26 protein-coding genes are annotated in these 24,407 nt (G+C 63.4%); 15 read left to right on the top strand and 11 right to left on the bottom strand.

Going from position 1 to position 24,407, the window contains the following annotated elements:
* Positions 1-4: 4 nt before the first annotated feature.
* The 4 genes from rfaE1 to AC0NIL_RS11540 all read right to left on the bottom strand — a co-directional run bounded on the left by rfaE1 (position 5) and on the right by AC0NIL_RS11540 (position 3,126).
* Positions 5-1,498: a D-glycero-beta-D-manno-heptose-7-phosphate kinase gene (rfaE1, locus tag AC0NIL_RS11555; protein WP_473573551.1), complete on the bottom strand. Its 1,494-nt coding sequence runs from the start codon at positions 1,496-1,498 to the stop codon at positions 5-7.
* A gap of 139 nt (positions 1,499-1,637) precedes the next feature.
* Positions 1,638-2,270, bottom strand: a complete 633-nt coding sequence (locus AC0NIL_RS11550) for a LysE family translocator (RefSeq protein WP_473573552.1) — start codon at positions 2,268-2,270, stop codon at positions 1,638-1,640.
* A gap of 36 nt (positions 2,271-2,306) precedes the next feature.
* Positions 2,307-2,720 (bottom strand): hypothetical protein, encoded by a 414-nt coding sequence (locus AC0NIL_RS11545; RefSeq protein WP_236382885.1) that lies wholly within the window; start codon positions 2,718-2,720, stop codon positions 2,307-2,309.
* Positions 2,713-3,126 (bottom strand): type II toxin-antitoxin system Phd/YefM family antitoxin, encoded by a 414-nt coding sequence (locus AC0NIL_RS11540; protein ID WP_224675156.1) that lies wholly within the window; start codon positions 3,124-3,126, stop codon positions 2,713-2,715. Before AC0NIL_RS11540 ends, AC0NIL_RS11545 begins: the two co-directional genes overlap by 8 nt.
* Between AC0NIL_RS11540 and rfaD the strand changes: the two genes are divergently transcribed.
* From rfaD to waaC, 3 genes are read left to right on the top strand one after another with little or no spacing between them, the layout of a single operon-like run.
* The gene (gene rfaD, locus AC0NIL_RS11535; protein WP_063170316.1) at positions 3,098-4,054 is read left to right on the top strand and encodes an ADP-glyceromanno-heptose 6-epimerase; all 957 of its coding nucleotides are present in this window, start codon (positions 3,098-3,100) and stop codon (positions 4,052-4,054) included. The two genes, AC0NIL_RS11540 and rfaD, sit on opposite strands and share 29 nt — an antisense overlap.
* Positions 4,027-5,034 carry a lipopolysaccharide heptosyltransferase II gene (gene waaF / locus AC0NIL_RS11530; RefSeq protein ID WP_473542393.1) on the top strand — a complete coding sequence of 336 codons (1,008 nt, stop codon included), beginning with the start codon at positions 4,027-4,029 and terminating at the stop codon, positions 5,032-5,034. The genes rfaD and waaF overlap by 28 nt, the downstream gene beginning before the upstream one ends.
* Positions 5,031-6,005 (top strand): lipopolysaccharide heptosyltransferase I, encoded by a 975-nt coding sequence (gene waaC / locus AC0NIL_RS11525; RefSeq protein WP_337121383.1) that lies wholly within the window; start codon positions 5,031-5,033, stop codon positions 6,003-6,005. Before waaF ends, waaC begins: the two co-directional genes overlap by 4 nt.
* A gap of 239 nt (positions 6,006-6,244) precedes the next feature.
* On the opposite strand, the gene greA is transcribed toward waaC, so the two are convergent.
* Positions 6,245-6,718 (bottom strand): transcription elongation factor GreA, encoded by a 474-nt coding sequence (gene greA / locus AC0NIL_RS11520; RefSeq protein WP_013530066.1) that lies wholly within the window; start codon positions 6,716-6,718, stop codon positions 6,245-6,247.
* 271 nt (positions 6,719-6,989) lie between these two features.
* Complete coding sequence (locus AC0NIL_RS11515; RefSeq protein WP_024504159.1) at positions 6,990-7,523, bottom strand: tetratricopeptide repeat protein; 534 nt, start codon at positions 7,521-7,523, stop codon at positions 6,990-6,992.
* A gap of 143 nt (positions 7,524-7,666) precedes the next feature.
* On the opposite strand from AC0NIL_RS11515, the gene AC0NIL_RS11510 reads away from it, so the two are divergent.
* From AC0NIL_RS11510 to AC0NIL_RS11495, 4 genes are all read left to right on the top strand, one after another.
* Complete coding sequence (locus AC0NIL_RS11510; protein WP_013530064.1) at positions 7,667-8,092, top strand: DUF3775 domain-containing protein; 426 nt, start codon at positions 7,667-7,669, stop codon at positions 8,090-8,092.
* Positions 8,093-8,224: 132 nt separating this feature from the next.
* The gene (locus tag AC0NIL_RS11505) at positions 8,225-9,364 is read left to right on the top strand and encodes an extensin-like domain-containing protein (protein WP_473542508.1); all 1,140 of its coding nucleotides are present in this window, start codon (positions 8,225-8,227) and stop codon (positions 9,362-9,364) included.
* 116 nt (positions 9,365-9,480) lie between these two features.
* Positions 9,481-10,287 carry an extensin-like domain-containing protein gene (locus AC0NIL_RS11500; RefSeq protein ID WP_027162117.1) on the top strand — a complete coding sequence of 269 codons (807 nt, stop codon included), beginning with the start codon at positions 9,481-9,483 and terminating at the stop codon, positions 10,285-10,287.
* Positions 10,288-10,361: 74 nt separating this feature from the next.
* Positions 10,362-11,069, top strand: a complete 708-nt coding sequence (locus AC0NIL_RS11495) for an LssY C-terminal domain-containing protein (protein ID WP_063168816.1) — start codon at positions 10,362-10,364, stop codon at positions 11,067-11,069.
* 11 nt (positions 11,070-11,080) lie between these two features.
* Here the strand turns inward: AC0NIL_RS11495 and AC0NIL_RS11490 are convergent, their stop codons facing one another.
* Positions 11,081-12,103, bottom strand: a complete 1,023-nt coding sequence (locus tag AC0NIL_RS11490; protein WP_275952449.1) for a zinc-dependent alcohol dehydrogenase family protein — start codon at positions 12,101-12,103, stop codon at positions 11,081-11,083.
* A 127-nt stretch (positions 12,104-12,230) separates the two neighbouring features.
* Here AC0NIL_RS11490 and AC0NIL_RS11485 point away from each other — a divergent pair, with 127 nt between their 5' ends.
* Together AC0NIL_RS11485 and AC0NIL_RS11480 are read left to right on the top strand one after the other, a co-directional pair.
* A complete protein-coding gene (locus tag AC0NIL_RS11485; RefSeq protein ID WP_027162120.1) occupies positions 12,231-13,145 on the top strand; it encodes a LysR family transcriptional regulator in 915 nt (304 codons plus the stop codon).
* Positions 13,146-13,220: 75 nt separating this feature from the next.
* Entirely contained in the window at positions 13,221-14,531 is a 1,311-nt protein-coding gene (locus AC0NIL_RS11480) for a hemolysin family protein (RefSeq protein ID WP_024504164.1), read from the top strand.
* Positions 14,532-14,559: 28 nt separating this feature from the next.
* On the opposite strand, the gene AC0NIL_RS11475 is transcribed toward AC0NIL_RS11480, so the two are convergent.
* The gene (locus tag AC0NIL_RS11475; RefSeq protein WP_127366201.1) at positions 14,560-14,802 is read right to left on the bottom strand and encodes a DUF1127 domain-containing protein; all 243 of its coding nucleotides are present in this window, start codon (positions 14,800-14,802) and stop codon (positions 14,560-14,562) included.
* Positions 14,803-14,941: 139 nt separating this feature from the next.
* Between AC0NIL_RS11475 and AC0NIL_RS11470 the strand changes: the two genes are divergently transcribed.
* On the top strand, positions 14,942-16,450 hold the full coding sequence (locus tag AC0NIL_RS11470; RefSeq protein ID WP_275952448.1) for a winged helix-turn-helix domain-containing tetratricopeptide repeat protein: 1,509 nt from the start codon (positions 14,942-14,944) through the stop codon (positions 16,448-16,450).
* Between the two features lie 54 nt (positions 16,451-16,504).
* On the opposite strand, the gene AC0NIL_RS11465 is transcribed toward AC0NIL_RS11470, so the two are convergent.
* Positions 16,505-17,101 carry a CGNR zinc finger domain-containing protein gene (locus AC0NIL_RS11465; RefSeq protein ID WP_473573553.1) on the bottom strand — a complete coding sequence of 199 codons (597 nt, stop codon included), beginning with the start codon at positions 17,099-17,101 and terminating at the stop codon, positions 16,505-16,507.
* Positions 17,102-17,219: 118 nt separating this feature from the next.
* Between AC0NIL_RS11465 and AC0NIL_RS11460 the strand changes: the two genes are divergently transcribed.
* The gene (locus tag AC0NIL_RS11460) at positions 17,220-18,128 is read left to right on the top strand and encodes an alpha/beta fold hydrolase (RefSeq protein ID WP_473573554.1); all 909 of its coding nucleotides are present in this window, start codon (positions 17,220-17,222) and stop codon (positions 18,126-18,128) included.
* A 10-nt stretch (positions 18,129-18,138) separates the two neighbouring features.
* Here AC0NIL_RS11460 and AC0NIL_RS11455 read toward each other — a convergent pair whose 3' ends face one another.
* Positions 18,139-19,065 (bottom strand): DMT family transporter, encoded by a 927-nt coding sequence (locus tag AC0NIL_RS11455; RefSeq protein ID WP_127366204.1) that lies wholly within the window; start codon positions 19,063-19,065, stop codon positions 18,139-18,141.
* Between the two features lie 192 nt (positions 19,066-19,257).
* On the opposite strand from AC0NIL_RS11455, the gene AC0NIL_RS11450 reads away from it, so the two are divergent.
* Positions 19,258-20,154, top strand: a complete 897-nt coding sequence (locus tag AC0NIL_RS11450; RefSeq protein WP_473575084.1) for an MBL fold metallo-hydrolase — start codon at positions 19,258-19,260, stop codon at positions 20,152-20,154.
* 60 nt (positions 20,155-20,214) lie between these two features.
* On the opposite strand, the gene AC0NIL_RS11445 is transcribed toward AC0NIL_RS11450, so the two are convergent.
* A complete protein-coding gene (locus tag AC0NIL_RS11445) occupies positions 20,215-20,820 on the bottom strand; it encodes an NADPH-dependent FMN reductase (protein WP_473573555.1) in 606 nt (201 codons plus the stop codon).
* Positions 20,821-20,909: 89 nt separating this feature from the next.
* Between AC0NIL_RS11445 and AC0NIL_RS11440 the strand changes: the two genes are divergently transcribed.
* From AC0NIL_RS11440 to AC0NIL_RS11430, 3 genes are all read left to right on the top strand, one after another.
* Positions 20,910-21,278 (top strand): winged helix-turn-helix transcriptional regulator, encoded by a 369-nt coding sequence (locus AC0NIL_RS11440; RefSeq protein ID WP_024504168.1) that lies wholly within the window; start codon positions 20,910-20,912, stop codon positions 21,276-21,278.
* 574 nt (positions 21,279-21,852) lie between these two features.
* Complete coding sequence (locus AC0NIL_RS11435) at positions 21,853-22,590, top strand: response regulator transcription factor (RefSeq protein WP_275952445.1); 738 nt, start codon at positions 21,853-21,855, stop codon at positions 22,588-22,590.
* Positions 22,591-22,640: 50 nt separating this feature from the next.
* Positions 22,641-24,395, top strand: coding sequence for a sensor histidine kinase (locus AC0NIL_RS11430; protein ID WP_164755432.1), 1,755 nt, complete (start codon positions 22,641-22,643; stop codon positions 24,393-24,395).
* The last annotated feature ends 12 nt before the right edge of the window (positions 24,396-24,407 follow it).

The following is a 24,407-nucleotide window of genomic DNA, read 5'->3' as shown; positions in this document are numbered from 1 at the left end:
ACCCTCAGTTTGTGGTGCCGCCGGCGCGCAATTTGCCAATGGTGTTGGTGGTGCTCTTTCCAGCGACGAGATCGACCAGCACGACGCGTCCGCCGGCCTTCTGCACCACATCGGCGCCGACCACGGTATCGACCGTGTAATCGGCGCCCTTGACCAGTATGTCGGGCAGCAGCGCTTCGATCAGCGCCAGCGGCGTATCTTCCTCAAACACCACGACCGCGTCGACCGAGGCGAGTGCTGCCAGCACGCAGGCGCGGTCGTGCTGGTTGTTGACCGGCCGGCCGGCGCCCTTCAGGCGCCGCACCGAGGCATCGCTGTTGAGGCCGAGCACCAGCCGGTCGCACTGGCTTCGCGCCGCGTGCAGCAAGCTGACATGGCCGGCATGCAGGATGTCGAAGCAACCATTGGTGAAGCCGACGCTCAGGCCCTCTTCCTTCCACGCCGCCACCATGCGGGCGGCCGATGTGGCGTCGAGGATGGCGTCCTTGTGGGCGGTCGGCCCATGTGAACGGAACAGCGCACCGGTGAGTTCCTCGACCGTCAGCCGCGCTGTGCCGCGTTTTCCCACAACGACGCCACCAGCGGCATTGGCGATCGAAGCGGCCATGACCGTATCGGCGCCTACGGCCAGCGCCAGCGCGAAGCTCGCGATCACCGTATCGCCGGCGCCCGAAACGTCGAACACTTCGCGCGCCTGAGTGGCGATGTGGCGCGCCTCGTCGGGGCCGACCACGCTCATGCCCTTTTCGCTGCGCGTCGCAACGACGAAATCGAAACCATGTGCCGAAATCAGCTGGCGCGCGGCAGCCACGATCTCGTCATCGGCGAACACCGCATGGCCGACGGCCTCGCCGAGTTCCTTGCGGTTGGGGGTGATGGCGGTCGCCCCGGCATAGCGCGCGTAATCGCGGCCCTTCGGGTCGACCAGCACCGGCTTTCCAGCCTCGCGGCAGATGGCGATCAAGTCGCCGGCGACGCCGTCGAGCAGGATGCCCTTGCCGTAATCGGACAGGATGACGATGTCGGCGTGCGCCAGCGCGGCGCGGAAATGCCGGATCAGGCCGGCTCGCTCCGCGGCGCCGAGCGGCTTGATCTCCTCTTCATCGAAACGCAGCACCTGCTGGTTGAGCGCGCTGAAGCGGCTTTTGGACGATGTCATGCGACCAGGCTCCTGCGCGAGGCCCGCCGTATCGGCGCCAAGTTCCCGCAGCATCCGCACCAGACTGTCGCCCGCCAGATCGGCGCCGATTACGGAAACGGGGACAGCGGCAGCGCCGAGCGAAACGATGTTGGCCACGACATTGCCGGCGCCCCCCATGGTCGAGGTCTCGCCGCGCCCATGCAGCACCGGGATCGGCGCTTCCGGCGAGATCCGCTCGATGACGCCGTTGACGAAACGATCGAGGATGAAGTCGCCGACCACCAGCACGGTGGCTTGGCCGAACCGCGCAATGGCGCGGTGCAATGGTTCTGGAGAAAGCGGATTGTGCTTGATCATGTCACTGGCAACGCGAGGGTGAGGCAAATCTCAATCGTGATGAAATTGTCAATTTACGGGCCGGATCGTTCATGCCTGCCGATATACCGCAAATCCACGCAGCGCAACGTCAGGACATGACCCGCGACTGTCCGATGCGTCAGCTCTTCTGCAGGGCAACATGGACGCCCAGGCCGACCAGCACCGCCCCTCCCGCCCGCTGCATCAGCCGCTGCGCGCGGCTCGAACGCCGCAGGCGGCCGATCACGGCGCCCGCCAGGAACACGCAGACGATATCGGCCGAGGAGAACATCAGATTGACTATCGTGCCGAGCACGACGAACTGCAGCCAGACCGGAAACGCCGCCGAGGCGTCGATGAATTGCGGCAGGAACGCCATGAAGAAGATCGCTGTCTTCGGATTGAGCACCTCGACGGTGATGCTCTCGAAAAAGGCGCGCCGCGCCGATTTGCGCTCGATCGCGGGCAGCCCCGCATCGCCGTCCGCGCGCTTGCGAAACAGCGAGATGCCAAGCCAGATCAGATAGAGCGCACCGACCAGCTTGACCGCCAGGTAGAGCGTCGGCACGGCATGAAACAGCACCGACAGCCCGGCGGCCGCGGCGAAAACATGCACGTAGCCGCCCAGATGAATGCCCAGCGCCGCCGTCAGGCCGGACCAGCGGCCGCGCGCCATCGTCTGCGCGGCGGCATAGAGCATGGCCGGGCCTGGAATGTAGGCGAAGATCGCCGTGGTGGCGAAAAACGCGATGAGCAGTTCGGTCGATGGCATTTTTGGTCCCTCACGATCGTGCTCTGCCCTGTCGATTCAGTCCGCGCGCGGGATTGCTTTGGACTGACCCGTGCGGACAACCGCAGTAAAAGCGAACATAATTTTCTTGTGAAATGACGGGCTGAACGCGCCAATTCGCGCACCCGGCTCGAAATAGGCCGACGCTTCCAGGATATCATGATTGTACTCATCGACCATGACCCAAAGGGGCATAGGATCGAGGCCCGCACGGTGGCGTTCAATTTCCGGGATGCTGACTGCAACGCGATCACGACCCGGCTGTGTGGAAGTGATTGCAAGTATGAAGAGGTTGGTACCCCCGGCTTTCCCAGGAAGGACAGCCACAAAGGCCACAGGCCGTGACTTCCGGCCTTCGGTCTCGCCGTCTCCGTGTTGGCGATGCCAAAGATATGGATATCGCCAGACGTCCGCAGCAGCGGGTTTAATCACGGTCCAATTCCGCGGCGTACTCCTCGAGCATCTCGACATGTTCGGTCGGGGCGTCCTTCGCAGCGTAGACGCGGCGGCTGTCGTTGCCGAAGCGCGCTTCGTAGGCCTCGATGCTCATCAGGACGTATCTCGGCTTGTTGTGGCGAGTGATGGAGACCGGCTGCTGGCTGGCAGCTGCAAGCACATCTCCAAGATTCTGTTTCAGATCGGTCGACGGATAGTTTTTCATGGGATACCCTGTTTTGTCCATAATAGACAAAATGGACAAAACAGACAAGCGCATAAAATGGCAGGACAGGCGCATGCACCTGGCTTTGTCGACAGCCCGGCTAGCCTCCCCTATAAGGACCGGAATCGCAAGCAACCAGAGGTCCTTCATGATCATCGTCACGGGCGGCGCCGGCATGATCGGCTCCAACATCGTCGCCGCGCTGAATGCCGAAGGGCATGACGACATCCTCGTCGTCGACGACCTTACCGACGGTCACAAGATCGTCAATCTTGCCGATCTCAAGATCGCCGACTATCTCGACAAGGACGATTTCCTGCCCCGCATGGAGGCCGGCTCGCTCGGCCGCATCGAGGCCGTGTTCCACCAGGGCGCCTGCTCGACCACCACCGAGTGGAACGGCAAATTCATGATGGAGGTGAATTACGCCTTCTCGAAACGGTTGCTGCATGCAAGCCAGAGTTTGCGCGTGCCTTTCCTTTATGCCTCCTCGGCTTCCGTCTATGGCGGCGGCTCGGAGTTCCTCGAGGATCCCGCGTTGGAACGGCCGCTCAACGTATACGCCTATTCCAAGAAGCTGTTCGACGACTATGTCAGGCGAACCGTGTTCGCCGGGCAGGCCGACCATTCACAGGTCGTGGGCTTGCGCTACTTCAACGTCTATGGCCCGCGCGAAGCGCACAAGGGCGCCATGGCCTCCGTCGCCTTCCATCTGTTCAACCAGGTCGAGCGAGGCGAGAACCCGAAACTGTTCGGCGCCTATGACGGGTTCGGACCCGGCGAACAAAGCCGTGACTTCATCCATGTCGGCGATGTCGCCGACGTCAATCTGTGGCTGTGGAAACGGGGCTCAAGCGGCATCTTCAATTGCGGCACCGGCCGTGCCCAGCCCTTCCGCGCCATCGCCGAAACGGTGATCGACACGTTGGGTAAAGGGGAGATTGAATTCATCCCCTTTCCCGACCATCTCAAGGGCAGCTACCAGAGCTTTACGCAAGCTGATATGTCCCGTTTGCGCGCGGCCGGTTACAATGGTCAATTCCGGACAGTGGAAACCGGTGTCAGAGACTATGTCGAATGGCTGAAAGCCCAACGATCCTCGTGATCGGCCCACGCTGGGTGGGCGACATGGTGATGGCGCAGTGCCTGTTTTCGGCGCTGAAGGAGTTGCATCCCAACGCCGCCATCGATGTGCTGGCTCCGGCCTGGGCAGCACCCCTGGTCAAGCGCATGCCCGAAATCCGCCAGCAGATCGATTTTCCGCTCAAACCCGGCGCGCTCGAATTCACCCATCGCCGCCGCTTCGGCCGCCTGCTGCGCGGCCGCTACGACATGGCCTATATCCTGCCGGGCAGCTGGAAGTCGGCGCTGATTCCGTTCTTTGCCCGCATTCCGCGCCGTGTCGGCAATCTGCGCGAGATGCGCTATGGCCTGCTGACCGACATCGTGCCATTGCCCGACAGCATCAAACGACGCACCGCGCAGGCCTATTTCGGCCTTGCCCAAGGCGGCAGTTTCCGGGCGCCACGGCTTAGCGTGGACACGAAAAACCAGGTCGACCTGCTCGGCCGTTTCGGGCTGGCGCCGCAGAAATTCGTGGCCCTGATGCCCGGTGCGGAATTCGGCCCTGCCAAGCGCTGGCCCAGCGAAAGCTATGCCGGGCTTGCCAGCGGTTTCATGGGCAAAGGCTTGAAGGTTGCGCTGTTCGGCTCGAAGAACGACCGCGACGTGACGGCGGAGATCGCAGCCCTGGCCCCCGGCGTCGTCGACCTCGCCGGACAGACGCGGCTGGAGGACGCCATCGACCTGATATCCGCCGCCAGGCTGGCTGTGTCCAATGACAGCGGACTGATGCATGTCGCGGCCGCCGTCGGCACGCCGATCGTCGCCGTCTACGGCTCGACCTCGCCCGAAAACACGCCACCGCTGGCGGAGCGCCGCGAGCTGGTCTGGCTCGGCCTGTCGTGCTCGCCCTGCCACCAGAAGGTCTGTCCGCTCGGCCACCTCAACTGCCTGAAGACGCTGGAAGTCGGCCAGGTCGCGGCAGCGGCGGACCGGCTGCTGGAAATTCCGGCCGCGGCATGAAGGTGCTGATCGTCAAGACGTCGTCGATGGGCGATGTCATCCACACCTTTCCGGCGGTCGAGGATGCCCGTCGCCACCGCCCGGACCTGACCTTCGACTGGTGCGTCGAAGAGGCATTCGCCGGAATCGTCGCGCTTCACCCGGCGATCGACAAGATTCATACGGTGGCGATCCGGCGCTGGCGCAAGGCGCTGCTTGACGGCGCCACCTGGCGCGAGGCGGCCGCCCTGCGCCGCACCTTGCGCAATTGCCGCTACGATCTGGTCATCGACGCGCAAGGCCTGCTGAAATCGGCCCTGGTGGCAAGACAGGCGGGCTCACCCATTGCCGGCTTCGACCGTTCGAGCGCGCGCGAACCCTCGGCGACGCTGTTCTACGATGCCACGTATGCCGTCCCGCGCGATCTCCACGCCATCGAACGGACGCGGCGGTTGTTTGGCCTGGCGCTCGCCTATCAGCCCGATCTTTCGACGCTGGACTCCGGCATCGTGCCGCCCGCCGGCACCCTGGCGGGCACTTCTGGAAAAACCGCCTTCCTGCTGCACGGAACCAGCCGCGAAGACAAGAAATGGCCGGCCGAAGACTGGATCGGAACCGCCCGCCTCCTGATTGAGCGGGGGATGACGCCGGTCACGACCTGGTCGAACGAGCGTGAGAAAACCGTGGCCGAGGCAATCGCAGGCGCCGTGCCGTCAACGATCGTGGTACCGAAATCGCCGCTGTCCGAAATCGCCGCGACTATCGGCGGCTCGACGCTGGTTATCGGCGCCGACACCGGGCTGACCCATCTTGCCAGTGCCTTTGGCCTGCCGACGGTCGCAATTTTCCTGGCAACAGAGCCGGGTCTGACCGGCCCGCGCGGACGCTACGCATCGACACTGCTGGCCTCGCATGGGGGGCGTGTTGTGCCGGTGCAGGTAGTGGCGGAAGCAGAAAAGCTATTGGCACTTAAACTACAAGCGCCGGCATAGGACCTTTCAGAATTCGCTCTGGCGAGTCGAATAGCGTGGTTCTTCGAGAACCGGAGCGGCGCGTACTTAAAGTACGTGAGCACCGGAAGCGCAGAAAACCGCCCGCGCATGCCCCCGAAAATCGTAATTGATTTTCGGAAAGGGATCATGCGCTAACTGAAAATCCTACAGCGTCCTTTGCGCGTCCGAGAGGACGCGCGGCGCTGTAGTCGGCCGCCAGAGTAGAATTATCAAAGGTCCTAGATGAACTGCACCTGGACGATCTCATACCCCCTGGCGCCGCCAGGCGCGTTGACCTCGATGGCATCGCCGACTTCCTTGCCGATGAGCGCACGCGCGATCGGCGAGGAGATCGAGATGCGGCCGGACTTCACGTCCGCCTCCTGGTCGCCGACGATCCGGTAGGTCTTCTTTTCCTCGGTGTCCTCGTCGACCAGCACCACGGTGGCGCCGAACTTGATCTTGTCGCCGCTGAGCTTGCTGACGTCGATCACCTCGGCGCGCGCAATATAATCTTCAAGCTCGTTGACGCGGCCCTCGTTGAGGCTCTGCGCCTCTTTGGCGGCATGATATTCGGCATTTTCGGACAGGTCGCCATGCGAGCGCGCTTCGGAGATCGCCTCGATGATGCGCGGCCGCTCTTCCTGCTGGCGCCAGCGCAGTTCTTCCTTCAATGACGCGAACCCCTCGCCTGTCATCGGGACCTTGTTCATGATGCCTGCCTTTCCTGCTGCCACCCCCGCGTATCGGGGAAAGCCTTGTCGATGGGTACAAAAAGAAAACGGGTCCGGCAGCCTCGAGCTTACGGAACCGTTTCACCGCAATTTCCCTGAATATAGCAATGTCAGCGGGTTTTTCACGCCCAAAAATCGGTTTTGCTAAAATCATCCCCGTTTTCATCAGTCGGGGGCGATGAATGAGACCGGGGGCAACAAAAAACGGCCGCGATCGCTCGCGGCCGCTTGGAAGAGCCCTGGGATCTTTTCAGCTTCTCATGAAATGGTCGATCTGCTCGGCCAGCATGCCATATTCACGCGAACCCTTGCCGGTCCGCTTCTCGATTTCCATCAACTGCTGCTGGGCGCCGGCCAGATCGCCGATCTGCAGATGCGCTTCGCCGAGATATTCGCGCACCAGCGTGTAGTTCGGATCGATGCGCAGCGCTTCCTCGTAATAGCCGAGGCCGACGGTGACGCGGCCGGAATGGCGGTGCGAATAGCCGAGATAGTTGAGGATGCGCGGATCCTGCTTGTTGGCGGCGAGGCTGAGCACGGCAATCGCCTCGTCATAGCGCCCGGCCATCGCCAGCGCGTGGCCTGCATCATAGATGCTGTCGTCGTCGAGCATGCCTTCCTGGGGCGCGACGCACTTTTTCTTCTTCTTGTCCCAGACCTGGCCCTTCTTGCACTGGGTGACGGTTTCGTCACTGCCGCCGCTGCCGGCGGCGTACACGGGAACAGCGAGGAACTGCAGCGCGAGAAGCGCGGTCGCAGCCTGGATCAGCATTCTTTTATGCATCGAAACCTCCTGGAGGGGTGAGAATGCAATACTAACGCCGGTCGGCTTGCGTTTCATCCCGGAAAAATGCGGGCGGGAGAACATCAGGTGACGGATGCCGCAAATCCGCTATCATCCGGCAAACGACCTGAGGGAGACGGCCCTTGCAGCGGCGGCTTGAAAAGGACTGGGAGCTTTCGATCGGCCCCGACACGGTGCGCCTGTTCATCCTCAAGGCCAAGGCACTGAGTGCGGCCGTCAATGAAGACTATGCCGATGGCGCCGAGCACGAGGTCGAACTCGACGGCGAGTCCCATGTCAACCATCACCATGACGGCCTTGCCGAGGAAAGCTCCGAGAACCTGACCGAAGAGGAGCTGCGCGAGCTGATCAACGACCTCAATGTCGATGAAGCAGCCGAGCTGATCGCGTTGGCCTGGGTCGGTCGCGGCGACTACGACGCCACCGAATGGGCGGACGCGCTGGCCGCCGCGCGCGAACGCGCCAACAAGCGCACCGCGAAATACCTGCTTGGCATGCCGCTGCTCGCCGACTGGCTGGAGGAAGGGCTGGAAGCGATCGGTGCGTAACGGAGCGGTTACCGTTCGTGATGCGGCCAAGGCAACCACCTTGCGTCGGCGCCGTTGAGGGCGATGGGGTCGATCGTCTTTTCCCGAATATGCAGGATTGCGTTGACCGTGGCCGTCACGGCCTTGCTGGTGATGCCGGTCGAGGCGAGACATCGCCATCGGCATCATAAGCCCCCGACGCCGCGGGTCGAGCAGCCGCTGACACCACGAGCCGACCAGCCCCTGAAACCAAGGGGCGGAAAGCGTTTGAAACCACGGCGCCACCGGCAGGTCACGCCAAAGCAGACACAGCAGAAAACGCAGACATCGCTGCCCTCGCCTGCCGATGTTCCCGTGCCCGTGCCCGAACCCGGCACTCCGATAACCCAACCCGGCATTCCGGTGCCCGAACCACGCCCGGCGGACGCACCAAAGGCTGAAGCTGCAAAGACCGAGGAGCAAAAGCGCGTAGGGCCGAAGGCCGCGGAAGCGCCCGACCGTTTCAAGGAAGAAAAATCCCGCCAGGAAAAGCAGGCACGTCCCGAGCCATTGGCTCCGGAGCCATCAACCGGGGAAAACGAGCCGGAGCCGCCGGACGTCGCGCCAACGCCGACACGAAAGCCTGACATTGCAGAACCCGAGGCCCAGCCGCCAACCGTCGCCCCGCAGCCACCGCAAAAGCCGGCGGACGCGGACGAGGAGAAGATGCTGCCCGATCCGCGCTCGGCCGACGTGCCAGATGAAAAAATGCCGGCCGAGGAAGTCGCATGCCGCGAACGGCTAAAGACGCTCGGCGTCGAATTCGAAGAGCACAAGGCGGAAAGCCAGCCCGAAATCGGCTGTTCGATTCCCTACCCCATCGTGCTGAAGACCCTTGGAAAGTCGATCGCGATTGCCCCAGGCACCGAGCTCAACTGCAAGATGGCCGAGGCGACGGCGCGTTTTGCCGCCGATGTCATCCAGCCGGCGGCAAAGGCCGAATTCGGTGCGGACCTGAAATCGATCGGCCAGGCATCGGCTTTTGTCTGCCGGCCACGCAACGGCACACGAAAACTGTCGGAACACGCGTTCGGCAACGCGCTCGACATCGCCAGCTTCACGCTGTCGGACGGCAAGAAGATCGAGGTCGGCCCGGCGCCGCCGGAGAAAGACGCCAAATTCCTCAACAATGTTCGCAAGGCCGCCTGCGGACCCTTCAAGACGGTGCTCGGCCCAGGCGCCGACGCCGATCATTCCCTGCATTTCCATCTCGATCTCGAACCGCGCCGTCATGGCGGAACGTTCTGCCAGTGATCATGGCTGATCCAGGCCGCGTGCCGCAATTCGGCCGCAGGCATGAACGCGGACGCTGAGTTTTCCTTTACCCTTGATCGTTAAAATGCCGGATATCCATCAACGGGATTCCGCCAATGGCCGGCAAATTTCGGGCCGTGTTTTTCGCCACCGCGCGCCAGTCAAAATATGCAGCAATGCTGACCGCCGGTCTGGCGCTGGCGGCGCTTTCCGCCTGCAACACCGGCAGTGTGCTGTCGCTGCAGCCGGCCGTCGACGTCGGCGCGCAGACGGCTGCCGTGCCGCAATATGCCGGCATGCAGAAGCTTGTCCCTTCCAATCCGTACATGACGCAGGCCGCTTATCCGCGCATGGACGAGCCGATGTCGCCCGTCGAGCAGATGCCGGCCAGCGAAACCGACTGCCGTCAGCAATTGAAGCGCCTCGATGTCGCCTACACCGATCTGGCGCCGATCCATGAAGGCCAGTGCGGCATCGATTATCCGGTCAAGGTCTCGGCCATCGGCAACATCCAGATGAAACCCGCCGCAACCCTGACCTGCGACATGGCAGCTACCTTTGCCGGCTGGACGAAGAACGAACTCGTTCCCTCCGCCCGCTGGCGTTATTTCTCCGGCGTCAGGACCATACACCAGGGCTCCAGCTATTCCTGCCGCCGGATTGCCGGCGAAGGCGTCCTGTCCGAACACGGCAAGGGCAATGCGCTCGACGTCATGAGCATCGAGCTCAACAATGGCGACGACATCGACGTGCGCAAGCCCGGCCTGTTCGCCTTCCGCACCCGTGGCTTCCTCAACAATGTGCGCGCCGACGGCTGCCAGTACTTCACCACCGTGCTCGGCCCCGGCTACAATTACGACCACCGCAACCATTTTCATTTCGACATCAAGAACCGCAAGAACGGTTATCGCGCCTGCCGTTAGATCGGTGCCGGGTATCCTTTGCCTGAATGCCATGACAACGCCTAATGTGATGCAGGAACATTTGAGCGGCATTCATGGGTCAACGAAGCGTTCGGCGACGCATTATGATCTGGGCGGCGACCTTGTTGGCCGCGTATCTGGCGCTCGCCTATTTCGCCGCACCGGAATTCTGGACGTTCCGCGATCGAGGTTTTCGCACGCATCGCTTCGAGATGCTGACGCACACGCCGCAAGGCATTCCGGGCGACCCGATCAATGTCGGCCTTGTCGGCACGCAGAAGGAGGTGGTCCACGCCTTTGCCGTTGCCGGCTGGGACACCGCCGACGCCGTCACCCTGAAGACCGCGATCGAGATCGGTGAAAGCGTGCTGTTCGACCACCCCTATCCCGATGCGCCGGTCAGCAGGCTGCTGTTCGATGGCCGTGCCCAGGATCTCGCCTTCGAAAAGCCGGAGGGCATCAGCGCCGATCGACGGCATCATGTCCGCTTCTGGCAGACCGATGCAAGCGGCGACGATGGCCGGCCGCTGTGGCTGGGCTCGGCCAGCTTCGATCGCGGCGTCGGCTTCAGCCACGACACCGGCGCCGTCACCCACCATATCGGCCCCGACATCGACGCCGAGCGCGATTTCCTGATGCGCGACCTGGCCACTGCCGGCATGCTGCTCTCGACCAGCGACATATCGGGCGTCGGCGCCACCAAGGCGGGACGCAATGGCGGCGGCGATCCCTATTTTACGGACGGCGAGGCAATTGTCGGCGTGTTGAAGCAGTTGCCATGACATCGCAAAAGTCAGGTCGTGGTGATCACGATCTTGCCGAACGGCCCTTTCTCCAGATGTTGCAAGGCCTGCGGCACCTCATCGAAGCCAAAGACCTTGTCGATGACCGGCTTGATCGCCAGCGCCTCGATCGCCTGATTCATGCGCTCGAAAGCACGGCGATGGCCGATCGACAGGCCCTGCACGGTGATGCGGTTGCGCATGAAGGGCAGGATGGGAAAGCTGAGCTCCATCGCGCCCAGCAGGCCGATGATCGACAGCCGGCCGTCGGCGGCCAGCGCGTTCAGAGATCGCCGTGCATTGTCGCCGCCGACCATTTCCAGCACGTGGTTCACGCCCAGCCCGTTCGTCAGCTCACGCGCGGCATCGTCCCAGGCCGGTTGCGTGCGGTAGTTGATCCCTTGCCAGGCGCCAAGCTTTCTCGCCCGCTCAAGCTTTTCATCGCTGCTTGAGGTGACGATGGCGCGCAGGCCGAACGCAGTGGCGAACTGCAGCGCAAACAGCGACACGCCGCCGGTGCCCTGGATCAGAATGGTCTGACCCGGCACCGGTTTGGTCGCCTCGGCCATGGCGAACCAGGCCGTCAGCGCCGCGATCGGCAATGTCGCGGCCTCGATGTCGCCGAGCGACGGCGGCGCCAGCACCGCGGCGTCCTCGCCGAAGATGACATGATCGGAAAGCATGCCCGACAGCGACGACCCCAGCGTGTGCTTATGCAGCACCGGCGGTGCGTCGCCATCCGGCCAATCGGCGATCACCTGGCCAAGCACGCGCTGGCCGACCTGAAAGCGGCTGACCGCACTGCCGACGGCCACCACTTCGCCCACCGCGTCGGATGTCGGCACGAAGGGAAAGGCAAGGTCGGGGATCAGCACGCCGTCCACGATCATCTTGTCCTTGTAGTTGAGCGATACGGCCTTGGTCCGCACCAGCAAATCGTGCGGCCCTGGCTCGGCCACCTTGCCTTCCACCTGGCTTAGCCTCGACAGGCCAAAACCGCTCATCTGCCAGGATCTGTTGATTGGGGTGCTCATGTCGTCTCGCGCTCCGTGCATTGATGCCAGGCGAGACATTTATGCCTTTCGACTATAGAAAATAGTGCTTCCGTGCGGTATAATTTGACACTGATTGCGGACTAAAAGTCGACAATAGGAAATTGCCATGGAAACGGCCGACCTGCAAGGCACCGTTGCGTTTGTTCAGGCGGTGGAGGCCGGCAGCTTCACTAGCGCCGGCGAGCGGCTGCATGTGACGAAGTCGGCGATCGGCAAATCGATCGCGCAGCTGGAGCAGAGGCTCGGCGTTCGCTTGCTGAACCGCACCACCCGCAGTCTCAGTCCGACCAGCGAAGGCATCAGCTACTATGAAGCCTGCGTCCGGGCCCTGGCCGAGATCGAAGCCGCACAGTCGCTGCTCGCCTCGCGTCGGCAGGTCCCGTCTGGCCGGCTTCGGGTCGACGTGCCGCTGGCCTTCGGCCGACGTTGCGTCGCCCCGGTGCTGTTCGAGATTTCGAGGAAATTTCCGGACCTGACGGTGGAAGTCTCCTTCAATGACCGCCGCGTCGACCTGATCGAGGAGGGCATCGACCTGGCGATCCGCATGGGCGAACTCGATGACAGCCTGTCGCTAGCGGCCAGGCGCCTCTACGCTCAGCGCTCGGCCATATGCGCGGCTCGCGACTATCTCGACAGGCATGGCCGGCCGCAATCGGTCGAGGATCTCGCCGATCACAGCGTCATTGGCTACGGTCGCGAGGGCATCGTCCGCCCCTGGGTGATCAGACATTCCGACGGCCACCTCGCAACCTTCGTGCCCAAGGCGCGGCTCGTTCTCGGCCATGGCGAACCGATGCTGGATGCGGCGCTCGCCGGCTGCGGCATCGCCTTCCTGCCGACATGGCTGGCCGCCGACAGCCTCAAAAGCGGCGATCTCGAAATGGTGCTGTCGGAATGCCTGGTCGAGAACATCGTCGTGCATGCCGTCTGGCCGGTGACGCGCGCGCTCACGCCAAAGGTGCGGGTTGTCGTCGACGCCCTCGTCGAACATTTTTCGGCGCCGCCCTGGGATGCCGCGTGAGCGAAATACCGGTCATTTCTCAAAAATCACGCCGGACTATTTTCGAAGACCGCGCCACAATGCTATTGACCGCTCATGTTATACGTCGAAATCGCTATCGTGGTCGTCCTCATCTGCGTGAACGGCCTTTTGTCGATGTCCGAGCTCGCCATCGTCTCGTCGCGCCCGGCCAGGCTGAAAGCGATGATCGACCGCGGCACCAATGGCGCCGGCCGCGCCCTTGATCTTGGCTCAAATCCCGGCAAGTTCCTGTCCTCGGTGCAGATCGGCATCACCTTGGTCGGCGTCCTCTCCGGCGCCTTTTCCGGCGCCACGCTCGGCGAACGGCTGGCGCAGTTCCTGGCTTCGACCGGCATCCGCGAGACTGTCGCCGACCCGCTAGGCGTCGGCATCGTCGTTGCTATCATCACCTATTTCTCGCTGATCGTCGGCGAGCTGGTGCCCAAGCAGATCGCGTTGCGTGATCCCGAGCGGGTCGCAGCCAGGGTCGCTCCGGCGATGACCATCCTCGCCACGGTCTCGGCGCCGCTGGTCTTCCTGCTCGACTTCTCCGGCCGCACCATATTGTGGCTGCTCGGCCAGCGCGGCGAAAGCGAGGAAAAGGTCACCGACGAGGAGATCAAGATGCTGGTCGCCGAGGCCGAGCATCACGGCACCATCGAATCCGACGAGCGGCGCATGATCGCCGGCGTCATGCGGCTTGGCGACCGCGCCGTGCGCGCGGTGATGACGCCGCGCACCGAAGTCGACTGGATCAATCTGCAATCCGACGAGGCGGCCATCCGCAAGCTGCTCATGGAAACCCAGCATTCGCGCCTGCCGGCAGGCGACGGCGGCGTCGACGTCATGGTCGGCGTCGTCCAGACGCGTGATGTGCTGGCCGCACTGCTTGCCGGCCGCGTGCTCGATCCGCGCAGGCATGTGCGCGCAGCCCCCATCGTCTACGACCAGGCCGACGCGCTCGATGTGCTGCAGAAGCTAAAGGAATCCGACGTGCCGATGGCGCTGGTGCATGACGAATACGGCCATTTCGAAGGCATCGTCACCCCGGCCGACATTCTGGAAGCCATCACCGGCGTGTTCCGCGCCGACACCGACGCCGGCGACGAGGAAAACGCGGTCAAGCGCGAGGACGGCTCGTGGCTGCTCGCCGGCTACATGCAGGCCGACGAGATGGCCGACATTCTCGGCATCGACCTGCCGGAAAACCGCGATTACGAAACCGTCGCCGGCTATGTGCTGTCGCACATGCACCATCTGCCGGCGACTGGCGAGTGCGTCGACGCGCAGGGCTGGCGCTTCGAGGTGGTCGATCTCGACGGCCGCCGCATCGACAAGCTGATCGCCACCCGCCTGGCCGGCGCCCCTCGCGAGGCGGTGCGCTGACGGTCGACGCGATTTGCGGCATTTCGCTCTATCGTTCCCAGAAGGACTTGGCGATCTCTTCCTCGACCTGCTGTATCGTCAGGCCGATATCGTCGATCAGATGCGGATTGTCCTTCGACATTTGCCTGAGCTGCCAGCGAAAGCGTATGCGCTCGCGCCAGGTCCGATCGTGCCAGCTCGCGATGATGCTTCGCAGGGTCTTCAGGAGCCGGCGCGATGCCGGCCGCACGGGCGTTCCCGGCCGCGCTGCACAAGTGAGGGTATTGGTCATGGCAACCTCCATATGGTTTGAGGGCCTGGGGCTCTCGATGAGGTTGAATTCTGCGCGATACGGACGGCGCCGTAATTAAGCCCTCCCAAATAGTTCCCAAAACTTCCAAACGAGCCAGAGCGGCCCTATAGATGCGCCTATGCAGGGATCGCGTTTTGCCTTTGGTCCGTTCGTGCTTGATCCGCGTGCGGGAACGCTGCTTCGGAACGATGTCCCCGTTGCCGTCGGCTATCGCGGGCTGAGCCTGCTTGCGGCACTCGTCGGGCGGCCCGGCGAAATCCTCGGAAAAGCCGAACTGATGGACGCCGCGTGGCCGGGCACGGCCGTCGAGGAAGGCAATCTCACCGTCCAGATCGCGCAGCTGCGCAAGCTGCTTGACCCCGTCGGCGACAACGGCGAATGGATATCCACCGTTCCGCGCGTCGGCTACCGTTTCACGGGGGCCGTCGAACAGCTGGGCGAGGCCAGGCGAAAACCCTTGCCGCTGCCCGACAAACCGTCGATAGCCGTGCTGCCCTTCGTCAATTTCAGCAACGATCCCGAGCAGGATCCCTTCGTGGATGGGTTGACGGAAGACCTGATCACCGACCTGTCCAGAATCTCCGGCCTGTTCGTCATCGCCCGCAACTCGACCTTTGCCTACAAGGGAAAAGCGATGGACGTGCGCGAGATCGCCGGGGATCTTGGCGTGCGCTACCTGTTGGAAGGCAGTGCAAGACGCGCCGCGGGGCGCGTGCGCATCAACGCACAGCTGGTCGACGCCATGAGTGGCGATCATCTGTGGGCGGAACGCTTCGATCGCGGCCTGGAGGATATCTTTGCCGTTCAAGACGAGGTGACAGCCAAGATCGTGGAAGCGCTGCTTGGCCGGCTGCGCGCGCCGCCGCCGCGCAATCGGCCGCGAAATCTGGAGGCCTACGACCTCTGCGTGCGGGCGCGAAAGCTGATCGACGACTCGCCGCAGATGGCGCAGGAAGCGCATCTGATGCTGACGCGCGCGGTGTCGCTCGATCCTGATTATGCCGAGCCCTATCGTTGGCTTGCCATGAACCACTGGATGGGACAGGTGCATTGGGGCGGACCAACCGAGGCTGCCCGCAGCGTTGCCCTGGAGCTGGCGCGCAAGGCGGTGGCGATCGATCCCAACGACGCCGGTTGTCGCTGGATCCTGGCTTATCTGCTTGCTTATGAGCGCAGCTTCACTGAAGCGGATGCGGAATTCGCCAAAGCGATCGAGCTCGACCCGAACGAGGCCGACACCTGGGCGGCATTGTCCGACATCGCGGTCCTGGCCGGACGGGTCGAAGAGGGCCTCGAGCACATCGGCAAGGCGTTCCGGCTGAACCCGTTTCCGGCGAGCTGGTACTATCTGACGCTCGGCCAGGCGCAATATGCGGCGCGCGACTACCAAGCCGCTATCGAGACGTTGCGCCGTGACGAGACCTATCGCACAAGCTCACGCCGTTTCCTGGCGGCAAGCATGGCCCAACTCGGCCGGCTCGACGAGGCGCGCGCAGAGGCTGAACTGTTCCTCGTCGGCAACCCGCATTTCACAACCCATCACTGGGCGACGACCGAGCCATTCCGCGACGCCGCTACGCTCGAGCATTTCGTCGATGGTTTTCGCAAGGCCGGTCTTCCGGAGTGACGCGCCGGCATCCGGCCCACCCGCAGCAAAGGCGACGTGGTGCGCTAACCCAGTCTAGACGTCGGTATGATCTCGGTGGCGCGACACCTTCTCGCGGTTGCCGCAGGTGCGCATGCTGCACCAGCGCCGCTTGCCACCTCGCGACGTATCGAGGAAAAGCCAGCCACAGCGAGGGCAGGAATGCAGCCTGTCGCGCGGCAGGGTGAAGAACGCTTGGATGGACAGCATGGCCAGCAACGCGGTGACGGCGTCCGGATCGCGCCACCGGCCAAGGGCAAGCTCCGGCCTGGTGCCATCCAGCTCGATAGACCCGGCGGCAAGCGAGCTTGCCGTGCGCGAGAACAACGCGCCGAGCGGTTCGACCGCAGACGGTTTGCCCGCGGCGATTGGATCGAAAACCTGAAATGACGCCTCCCGCATTTCGCGGACCCCTTCCACGAACCGCCCATCCGCTATCTCGGCAACGGCCTGCGCCTGGCGATCGTCGGCAAGCCCTGAGGCGCTGAACCAGTTCGCAACATCCCGGACGGACTTGAAGAGTTCATTGTCTGCTGCCGGCGCCCGCCGGTCGAACACGGCGTTCGACAGGTCCAAAGCGGGATGCCCGCCTATGAAGTGATCCGGTACCCATTCGGTGTATGCATCGCCCATGGAACATAACCTCATTAACCGGATTATACGGTTACATGATGTAACCACTATCATACGGATACGTGGTGTCAAAGCCAGCGCGTCGCCAGATCGGCGCGGAACCCCTGGGAGGGAGAGGATGTGCAGCAATCGTTACAAGACCCGCCACGAAACCATCAATGTCGACGGCCTCGACATCTTCTACCGTCATGCCGGCGATCCCGGCAGACCGGCAATCCTGCTGCTGCACGGATATCCGACTTCGTCGCACGTCTATCGCAATGTCATCGAACCGCTGGCGGAGACAGCCTATGTGGTGGCGCCGGATCTGCCCGGTTTCGGCTTTTCGTCCGCCCCTTCCATCGATGCCTATGACTACACGTTCGACAACCTGGCCAGCACGATCGAAGCCTTCATCGAGGCCCTCGGCCTCCAGCGATTCTTCCTCCACATCACTGACTTCGGCACGCCCGTCGGCTATCATCTCGCCACACGGCGTCCGGATCGCATCCTCGGCCTGATCGCCCAGGACAGCAACGCTCATGACGAGGGGCTGGGACCGGAATGGGACGCGCCGAAGGCGTTCTTCGCCGAACCGACTGAAGAAAACCGCGCCAGACTGCCGGACTGGATGAATTTCGAGGGGACCCGAAATCAGTATATCGGTGGTCTCCCCGAGCGTCTGAAAGTGTTGTTTCCGCCCGAGGGTTGGTATCTCGATACGGAGCGCCTGGCGAGGCCCGGCAACACCGACATTCAGTTCGAACTCTTCACCGATTATGGTTCGCACATCGCGCGCTTCCCGGCCATCCAGGCCTATCTCCGCGACCAAAAGCCAGCATGCCTGGTGCTGTGGGGGCGCCACGACGCCTTCTTCGCGCTGGACGAGATCATGGCCTACAGCCGCGATCTCGACGCCGTCGAAATCCATGTCTTTGAGAGCGGGCACATGCTTCTCGAAACGCATCATCGCCAATGCGCGGCTCTCATCGCTCACTTCATGCACGAGGTGGAGACTGGGGTATTTCGCGATCCTGCGGGGCGTTGAACGTCGACGTTCAAACCGTCACTTCGATGGGCTCGGCAAGCCTGGGATTGGCCCGCGCGGCGATCAGGCAGCCGGCGACGATCAGGCACGCTCCCGTCAGCGTGGTCCAGGTCGCCTCCTCGCCGAAGAAGAACCAGCCAAGCGCGACCGCCCAGATGAAGGCCGAGTATTCCGTCGGGATCAGATATTGCGCTTCGGCGCGGGCGTAGGACCAACTCATCAGGAATTGCCCGGCGAGCGACAGCACCGTCACCCCGGCCAAAGGAAGCCAAAGATCGCTCGGCAGGGCGACGGCAAGCCAGGGTGCCGCGAGGCCGAGCAGGATGGCAACGCAAAGGTTCTGGAACAGCATGATCTCGATCGGCTTGGCCAACTGCGCCTGTTGCCGGGCGAGGATCAGATTGTATCCGTAGAACACCGTCGACACGAGCACCGCTGCCGTGCCGAGCATGGCGTCCTGCGAATAGTCTGCCTGCCCGAACTGGCCGGCCATGATGATGGCGACGCCGGCGATGCCGGCCAACGATGCCCAGACAGCCTGGCGTCGGATCCGTTCGCCCAGCAGCAGCGCGGCGAGAAACAGCGCAAACAAGGGCGCCACGAAGCTGAGCCCGATCGCCTCCGCGAGCGGCAGCCTGGCCAAGCCCCAGAAGAAGGATATCAGCACGACGCCGACAATTGCGGCACGCAGCGCATGCAGCCTCAGCACCGGAATGGTCGGCTTTAAGCGTGGTCCCGCCAACCAGGCTGCGCCCGCGACCACGGCCGCGACCATGCTGCGCCACAGCAAGGTGTTGTAGACCCCGACCGCGATGACCAGGATCTTCATCGCCGCATCCATCCCGGACAGCAGGAAGATCGCAAGCGCGCATACGAGCACCGGGATCATCGGGGAAACGGCGCCGGTCAGGCTGGATGTCTTCACGGCTTCACTCATGTGACGGATCGCAGCCGGATATATCAGGGCAAAGGGCGCGACCAGATGGCAGCCCGGTCGATGTAGCAGTCCAACCCCGATTGGGCCGAGGCTATCGTGACATCAGGGTATCAGCACCATGCCGGCGAGTTGAACGAAACGGACCGCCTCGCCGACTGCATCATCCGGCCACGGCAGGCGACGCACGCACCCATGGCACAGATCGAATTGACGGGGCGGGTTGCCGACGCAGCTGGCCCGTCGCATGTTGCCGGTTGTCTGCAGAACGGATCGGAAAAAATGCACCGCATGGCTTCGGGCGACCTTTATCAGACCTACGATCTTGGTGACTTGCGCATCACCTCCTTGCGCGATGGCTATGTCGACATGCCGATCGGACGGCTTCGGCAACCCGGCGACAAGCCATTTGGCGATGAATTGCCGCAACAAGTGGCGTTGGTTGGTGGTCAACTCAGACTGTCCGTCAATGCCTTCGCGATTGACGATGGAGACGGAATCATCCTGATCGATACCGGTGCCTCGAACGCCTGGCATCCCACCATGGGCCGACTTCCCGAGGCGCTGGACGAAGCTGGCATCGATGCCGGACGAGTCCGTGCCGTCTGTTTCACCCACACCCATCTCGACCACATCCATGGTCTTGTGCTTGCCGACGGCCGCGACGCTTTCCCGCGCCTGGCGCGCTTGCTCGTTCCCGGGGAAGAACTCGGCTTTTTTCGCGCCGAAGCGCGGCTCGAACGATTTCACGGCATGGCGGAACCCTTCGAGGCCGGAGACCGTATCGGGACACATGTCGACATTGTCGACGCTCATGGCCATGAAGCGGGACACAGCTGCTTTCGTGTTTCGAGCGGTGGCGAACGCATTCTGATTTGGGGCGACACCGTTCACGTCCCATCGCTCCAGTTCGATCGACCTGAGGTGACGTGGGAATTCGATGCCGATCAGGACCAGGCGCGCGAAAGCCGGTTGCGGTTGCTGGCGCTTGCTGCCGACGATCATTGTTTCGTCGCCGGCGCGCATCTGGATTCGCCCGGTATCGGCCGCGTCGTCCGATCCGGCGCCAGCTTTCGGTTTGAGCCGCTATAATTGAAAAAGGGCGGCGCAAGCGCCGCCCCGGATCCTTGGGAGGATAAATCGAACCGGCGGTCAGGCCGCCTTGACTTCCTCGGCGACGGCGTCGGCCTGACGCGCTGCCTTGAGCACCTTGGCCCACCAGGCAACGTCGTTGACCAGCGCCGTGGCGGCCTGGTTCAGATGCTCGAGGTCTTCCAGCTTCTTCTCGCCCTGGCGGACGGCGAGGAAATCGCCCCAGGCGATATGGACGGCCGACTTGACCGGCGCCATCTGCAATTCGACGGCATGAAGGCGGAGCTGTTCGACGGCGCGAGCGCCACCGACGCTGCCATAGCCGACGAAGCCGGCCGGCTTCTTGTTCCATTCATTGGCGGCGTAGTCGATGGCATTCTTCAGCACGGCGGTCGGGCCATGATTGTATTCGGCGGCGGTGAAGATGAAGCCGTCGAATTCGGCGACCTTCTTCTGCCAGCGCTGTGCCACTTCGTTCTGCGACGGCGCCCATGCGGAGGATGCGACTTCGTCGAAGAACGGCAGCGGGAAGTCGCGAAGGTCGACGATCTCGACATCGATGTCGGCATGCGACTTGGCGATCTTGGCGATCCAATGGGTTGGCACATCGGCGAAACGAGCGGCGCGCGTCGATCCGACGACGATGGCAATTTTGGGTTTGGACATAAGGGCTCTCCTTGCACGAAGTACTGGTATCATTTGGATACCTGCGCTATATGAGATACTGCAAACGCGATGCACAAGAAGGCACTTTTTTGTTACCGAGGCACCCACACCGCTCCGAAGACTGCCGCGCCATCTCGGAAATCCTGCAGCGCGTCGGCGACAAATGGACCGTTCTGGTCGTCGGCAAGCTGGGCGACGGACCGCTGCGTTTCAACGAATTGCGCGCTGCCGTCGGCGGCATCTCGCAGAAGATGCTGACCACCACCTTGCGCGGGCTGGAGCGTGACGGCTTCGTCACCCGCACCGTGTTTCCAACCATTCCGCCGCGCGTCGATTATGAGCTGACCGAGCTCGGCCACGAGCTGCTGATCCCCGTCAGCGCACTGAGCGAATGGGCGCGCGCCAACACCATGCGCGTCAAGGCGGCGCGCGAAAAATTCGACGGCGCCCGCGTCTGAAACCCTTTCGCCGCAAGGGATTCAACCCCGCACGCAACATCCGGCTTGTCTGATCGGAAATTCTATCTCGGCTGCGCGGATTGTGCCCGAATGCAAGCGCCGTTTTGGCTGGCGGTTTGCCGCTCATGCGGTCCCCTGACGGCTGCCGCTCAGGCTCCTGATGCGCGCACATCACATCGCGCGGCGGCACAGGTATCACACCGTGCGCCCCGCTCGCCAGGAGCCTGTCCTCCACGCGTGCAGGCGACGCGCGAGATGTCTTCCTTCACCTCCGCGTAAGCGGTCACGCCGAGCAGGCAGGTCGTCGCGACCAGGGCCGCCACGAGCCAACCGTTCAGCAGATGTTGACGCATTGTCTCTCCTCCGATTGCAGCAGGATCGGGCATGGAGGCAACCGTTGGATGTCACGAAACAGGTCCGCCACATGGCCCCTGTTACAAACGGCCATACCCGGCTCGCTCTACCTGATCCCAGCTATGTCGGCGGCAACCGATCCATGGCAGACTGGGTACGATCGGTTGGGTATTTTCCGCCCGGCTGCTACAGGTGAAAGCCGCCATTCGCGTCGAGGTTCATGTCGTCCAAGGAACATCCCGCCATCGACCTGCCATCGGAAGCACTGCTGCCGAGCCCGCTGCTTGTCGTCGAGGACGAGCCGATGATGCAGGTGCGGTTGCGCTCGATCCTGAGGGGCCTTGGCTACGCTCAGGAGGAGCTGTTTTTCGCCGGGTCGATCGCGCAGGCCAAGGCCCTGCTCGTCGACCAACCCTTCGCCATGACGCTGGTCGATGTCGGCCTGCCCGATGGCAACGGCATCGACCTCATCGGCTCCCTGCACGAGCACGACGCGGCGCTGCCGATTCTCGTCATCTCGGCCTGGAGCAACGAAAACACCATCCTCGAAGCCCTGCATGCCGGAGCGACCGGCTATCTCTTGAAGGAGCGCGACGACGTCGAGCTGTCACTTTCGATCCGCAGCACCATTCGCGGCGGCGCGCCGATCGATCCCTTCATCGCCCGGCGCATCCTGGAACTGGTGTCGGCGCCGGCGTCATCCGGGCGCGCCCGTTCCTCCACCGACAGGCCGGGGCGCGGCAAGCCCGCGCTTGCGCCGCCGCCTCCCTTGACGCCGCGCGAGGTCGAGATCCTCAACCTCGTTGCCAAGGGGCTTACCAATCGAGAGATTTCGGGGGTCCTTTCCCTTTCCAGGTTCACGGTCGAATGCCACATTCGCAACATCTACAAGAAGCTGTCGGTCAAATCCCGGACGGAAGCGATTTTCGAGGCGCGGTCGCAAGGCTTCTTGCCCTGATATTCCTGCTCCTCGCGCCGGGCGGCATCGCCCTCGGCGCCGACGGGGCCGTGCCGTTCAAGACGATCGAGGCCGTTCGATCCGGCTGGGACGCCGCCGCGCCGCCGGCCGCCGGCTGGACCAGCGTGACCTTGCCCGATGACTGGGCGACGCGCTGGCCCGGTTTCGACGGCGTGGTCTGGTATCGCCTCACCTTCGACAGGCCCGACGCGGCCGAGCCGCTAGGCCTCGCGCTGAACTACTGGACACTGGCCGGATCGATCTCTGTCAACGGCGCGGAACTCGGCCGCGACGAATTCCTCGTCGAGCCGTTGACGCGCTCATGGAACGTGCCCCGCTACTGGCAGCTCGCTTCCCCGGTCCTGCATGCCGGCACCAACACGCTGCTGATCAGGGTCTCGGGCCTAGCGCCGTACCAGCCAGGCCTTGGTCCGGTCCTGATCGGCCCGCCTTCGGCGACGCGTGCCCATTTTGTCCAGCAATTCTGGATTCGCCGCGAACTGCCGGTCTTCTATCTCGGCGTCACCGCGGCGCTTGGCACCTTTTTCTTCGTCGTCTGGCTGCTGCGCCGAAGCTTGAAGGCCTATGGCTGGTTCGCCCTGATGACGATTGCGTGGTTTTGCTATTCGCTCAATTTCGTGGTGACGAGCCCCTGGCCGTTCGGGGCGACCGACACCTGGCAGCGTTTTATCATGCTCTCCTTCATGGTCATGGCCGCCGCCTTCGTGCTGTTTGTCATCCGCTTTGCCGAGCGCCGCTTTCCCAGGGGGGAAGCCGTGCTGTGGGCCGCGCTGGCGATCGGCGCCGCGGCCCTGTTTGCCACGCCGCATTCCCAACTCGGCCCGATGCTCAACCTGCTGGCCTTGTTCTGGTCGCTGCTTTACATCGGCGCCTGTTTCCTGTCGATCGGCCTGACCTGGCGCAGCAATCGGCTGGACCACATCGTCCTTCACATCGTCAACGCGCTTACCATCGTGGCCATCCTGCATGACCTGATGACCTATCTCGGCATCCTTCTTGGCAATGTCTACTACGTCACGCTGACATCCCACTTTCAGATGGTCGGCATGGCGCTGGTGCTGGCCTGGAACTTCGTCGCCAATATGCGCCGCATCGAGGGGTTCAACGATGAGCTCACGGCCAAGATCGAAACCGCCAGGGAAGAACTCGGCCTCACGCTGCATCAGCAGCATGAGGTCACCCTGGCCAACACCAGGCTGGCCGAGCGCGTCTCCCTTTCCCACAATCTGCACGATGGCATGGGCGGCACCCTGGTCAATTCGATCGCCATGCTGGAGCATGCGCCGCAGAACCTGCCGGCCGATCGCTTCCTGTCCGTCCTCAAGGAACTGCGCGACGAGTTGCGGGTCATCATCGACACCGCCGCCGACGACCAGACGGGCGGCCAGTCGCTGGCCGAGTGGATCGCGCCGCTGCGCCGCCGCCACACGCTGGCATGCGAAAGCCGCGACATCGATTGCGTGTGGAACCTGACCGGGCTGGAGGACTGCCACCTGTCGCTCGCGCGAAGCCTCGATCTCGTCCGCATCCTGCAGGAAGGCCTGACCAACGTGCTCAAGCACAGCCAGGCAAGCCGCGTCGTCATCGACCTGCACCGGCGCGGCGAGACGCTGAGCCTGGCCATAAACGACAATGGCGTCGGCTTCGATGCCGCCTCGCAAGCGCCCGTCCCGGGCACCGGCCTGCGCTCGATGCGGGCACGGGCCGGACGGCTGGGCGGTACGCTCGACACGCGGTCGCGGCGCGGCGAAACCGTGCTGGCCTTGCATGTGCCCGCGGCCTGACCGGCCGATCCC

It is taken from the genome of Mesorhizobium sp. WSM1343 (genome assembly GCF_055901535.1).
Note: the sequence above shows the minus strand (reverse complement) of the source record. Positions and strands in the feature narration are given on the sequence as shown.

Coding starts and splice junctions, on each gene's coding strand:
- rfaE1 (WP_473573551.1), bottom strand. CDS start 1,498: ATGATCAAGCACAATCCGCTTTCTCCAGAACCATTGCACCGCGCCATT.
- AC0NIL_RS11550 (WP_473573552.1), bottom strand. CDS start 2,270: ATGCCATCGACCGAACTGCTCATCGCGTTTTTCGCCACCACGGCGATC.
- rfaD (WP_063170316.1), top strand. CDS start 3,098: ATGATCATCGTCACGGGCGGCGCCGGCATGATCGGCTCCAACATCGTC.
- AC0NIL_RS11540 (WP_224675156.1), bottom strand. CDS start 3,126: ATGCCGGCGCCGCCCGTGACGATGATCATGAAGGACCTCTGGTTGCTT.
- waaF (WP_473542393.1), top strand. CDS start 4,027: ATGGCTGAAAGCCCAACGATCCTCGTGATCGGCCCACGCTGGGTGGGC.
- waaC (WP_337121383.1), top strand. CDS start 5,031: ATGAAGGTGCTGATCGTCAAGACGTCGTCGATGGGCGATGTCATCCAC.
- greA (WP_013530066.1), bottom strand. CDS start 6,718: ATGAACAAGGTCCCGATGACAGGCGAGGGGTTCGCGTCATTGAAGGAA.
- AC0NIL_RS11515 (WP_024504159.1), bottom strand. CDS start 7,523: ATGCATAAAAGAATGCTGATCCAGGCTGCGACCGCGCTTCTCGCGCTG.
- AC0NIL_RS11505 (WP_473542508.1), top strand. CDS start 8,225: ATGCCGGTCGAGGCGAGACATCGCCATCGGCATCATAAGCCCCCGACG.
- AC0NIL_RS11500 (WP_027162117.1), top strand. CDS start 9,481: ATGGCCGGCAAATTTCGGGCCGTGTTTTTCGCCACCGCGCGCCAGTCA.
- AC0NIL_RS11495 (WP_063168816.1), top strand. CDS start 10,362: ATGGGTCAACGAAGCGTTCGGCGACGCATTATGATCTGGGCGGCGACC.
- AC0NIL_RS11490 (WP_275952449.1), bottom strand. CDS start 12,103: ATGAGCACCCCAATCAACAGATCCTGGCAGATGAGCGGTTTTGGCCTG.
- AC0NIL_RS11485 (WP_027162120.1), top strand. CDS start 12,231: ATGGAAACGGCCGACCTGCAAGGCACCGTTGCGTTTGTTCAGGCGGTG.
- AC0NIL_RS11480 (WP_024504164.1), top strand. CDS start 13,221: ATGTTATACGTCGAAATCGCTATCGTGGTCGTCCTCATCTGCGTGAAC.
- AC0NIL_RS11475 (WP_127366201.1), bottom strand. CDS start 14,802: ATGACCAATACCCTCACTTGTGCAGCGCGGCCGGGAACGCCCGTGCGG.
- AC0NIL_RS11470 (WP_275952448.1), top strand. CDS start 14,942: ATGCAGGGATCGCGTTTTGCCTTTGGTCCGTTCGTGCTTGATCCGCGT.
- AC0NIL_RS11465 (WP_473573553.1), bottom strand. CDS start 17,101: ATGGGCGATGCATACACCGAATGGGTACCGGATCACTTCATAGGCGGG.
- AC0NIL_RS11460 (WP_473573554.1), top strand. CDS start 17,220: ATGTGCAGCAATCGTTACAAGACCCGCCACGAAACCATCAATGTCGAC.
- AC0NIL_RS11455 (WP_127366204.1), bottom strand. CDS start 19,065: ATGAGTGAAGCCGTGAAGACATCCAGCCTGACCGGCGCCGTTTCCCCG.
- AC0NIL_RS11450 (WP_473575084.1), top strand. CDS start 19,258: ATGGCACAGATCGAATTGACGGGGCGGGTTGCCGACGCAGCTGGCCCG.
- AC0NIL_RS11445 (WP_473573555.1), bottom strand. CDS start 20,820: ATGTCCAAACCCAAAATTGCCATCGTCGTCGGATCGACGCGCGCCGCT.
- AC0NIL_RS11435 (WP_275952445.1), top strand. CDS start 21,853: ATGTCGTCCAAGGAACATCCCGCCATCGACCTGCCATCGGAAGCACTG.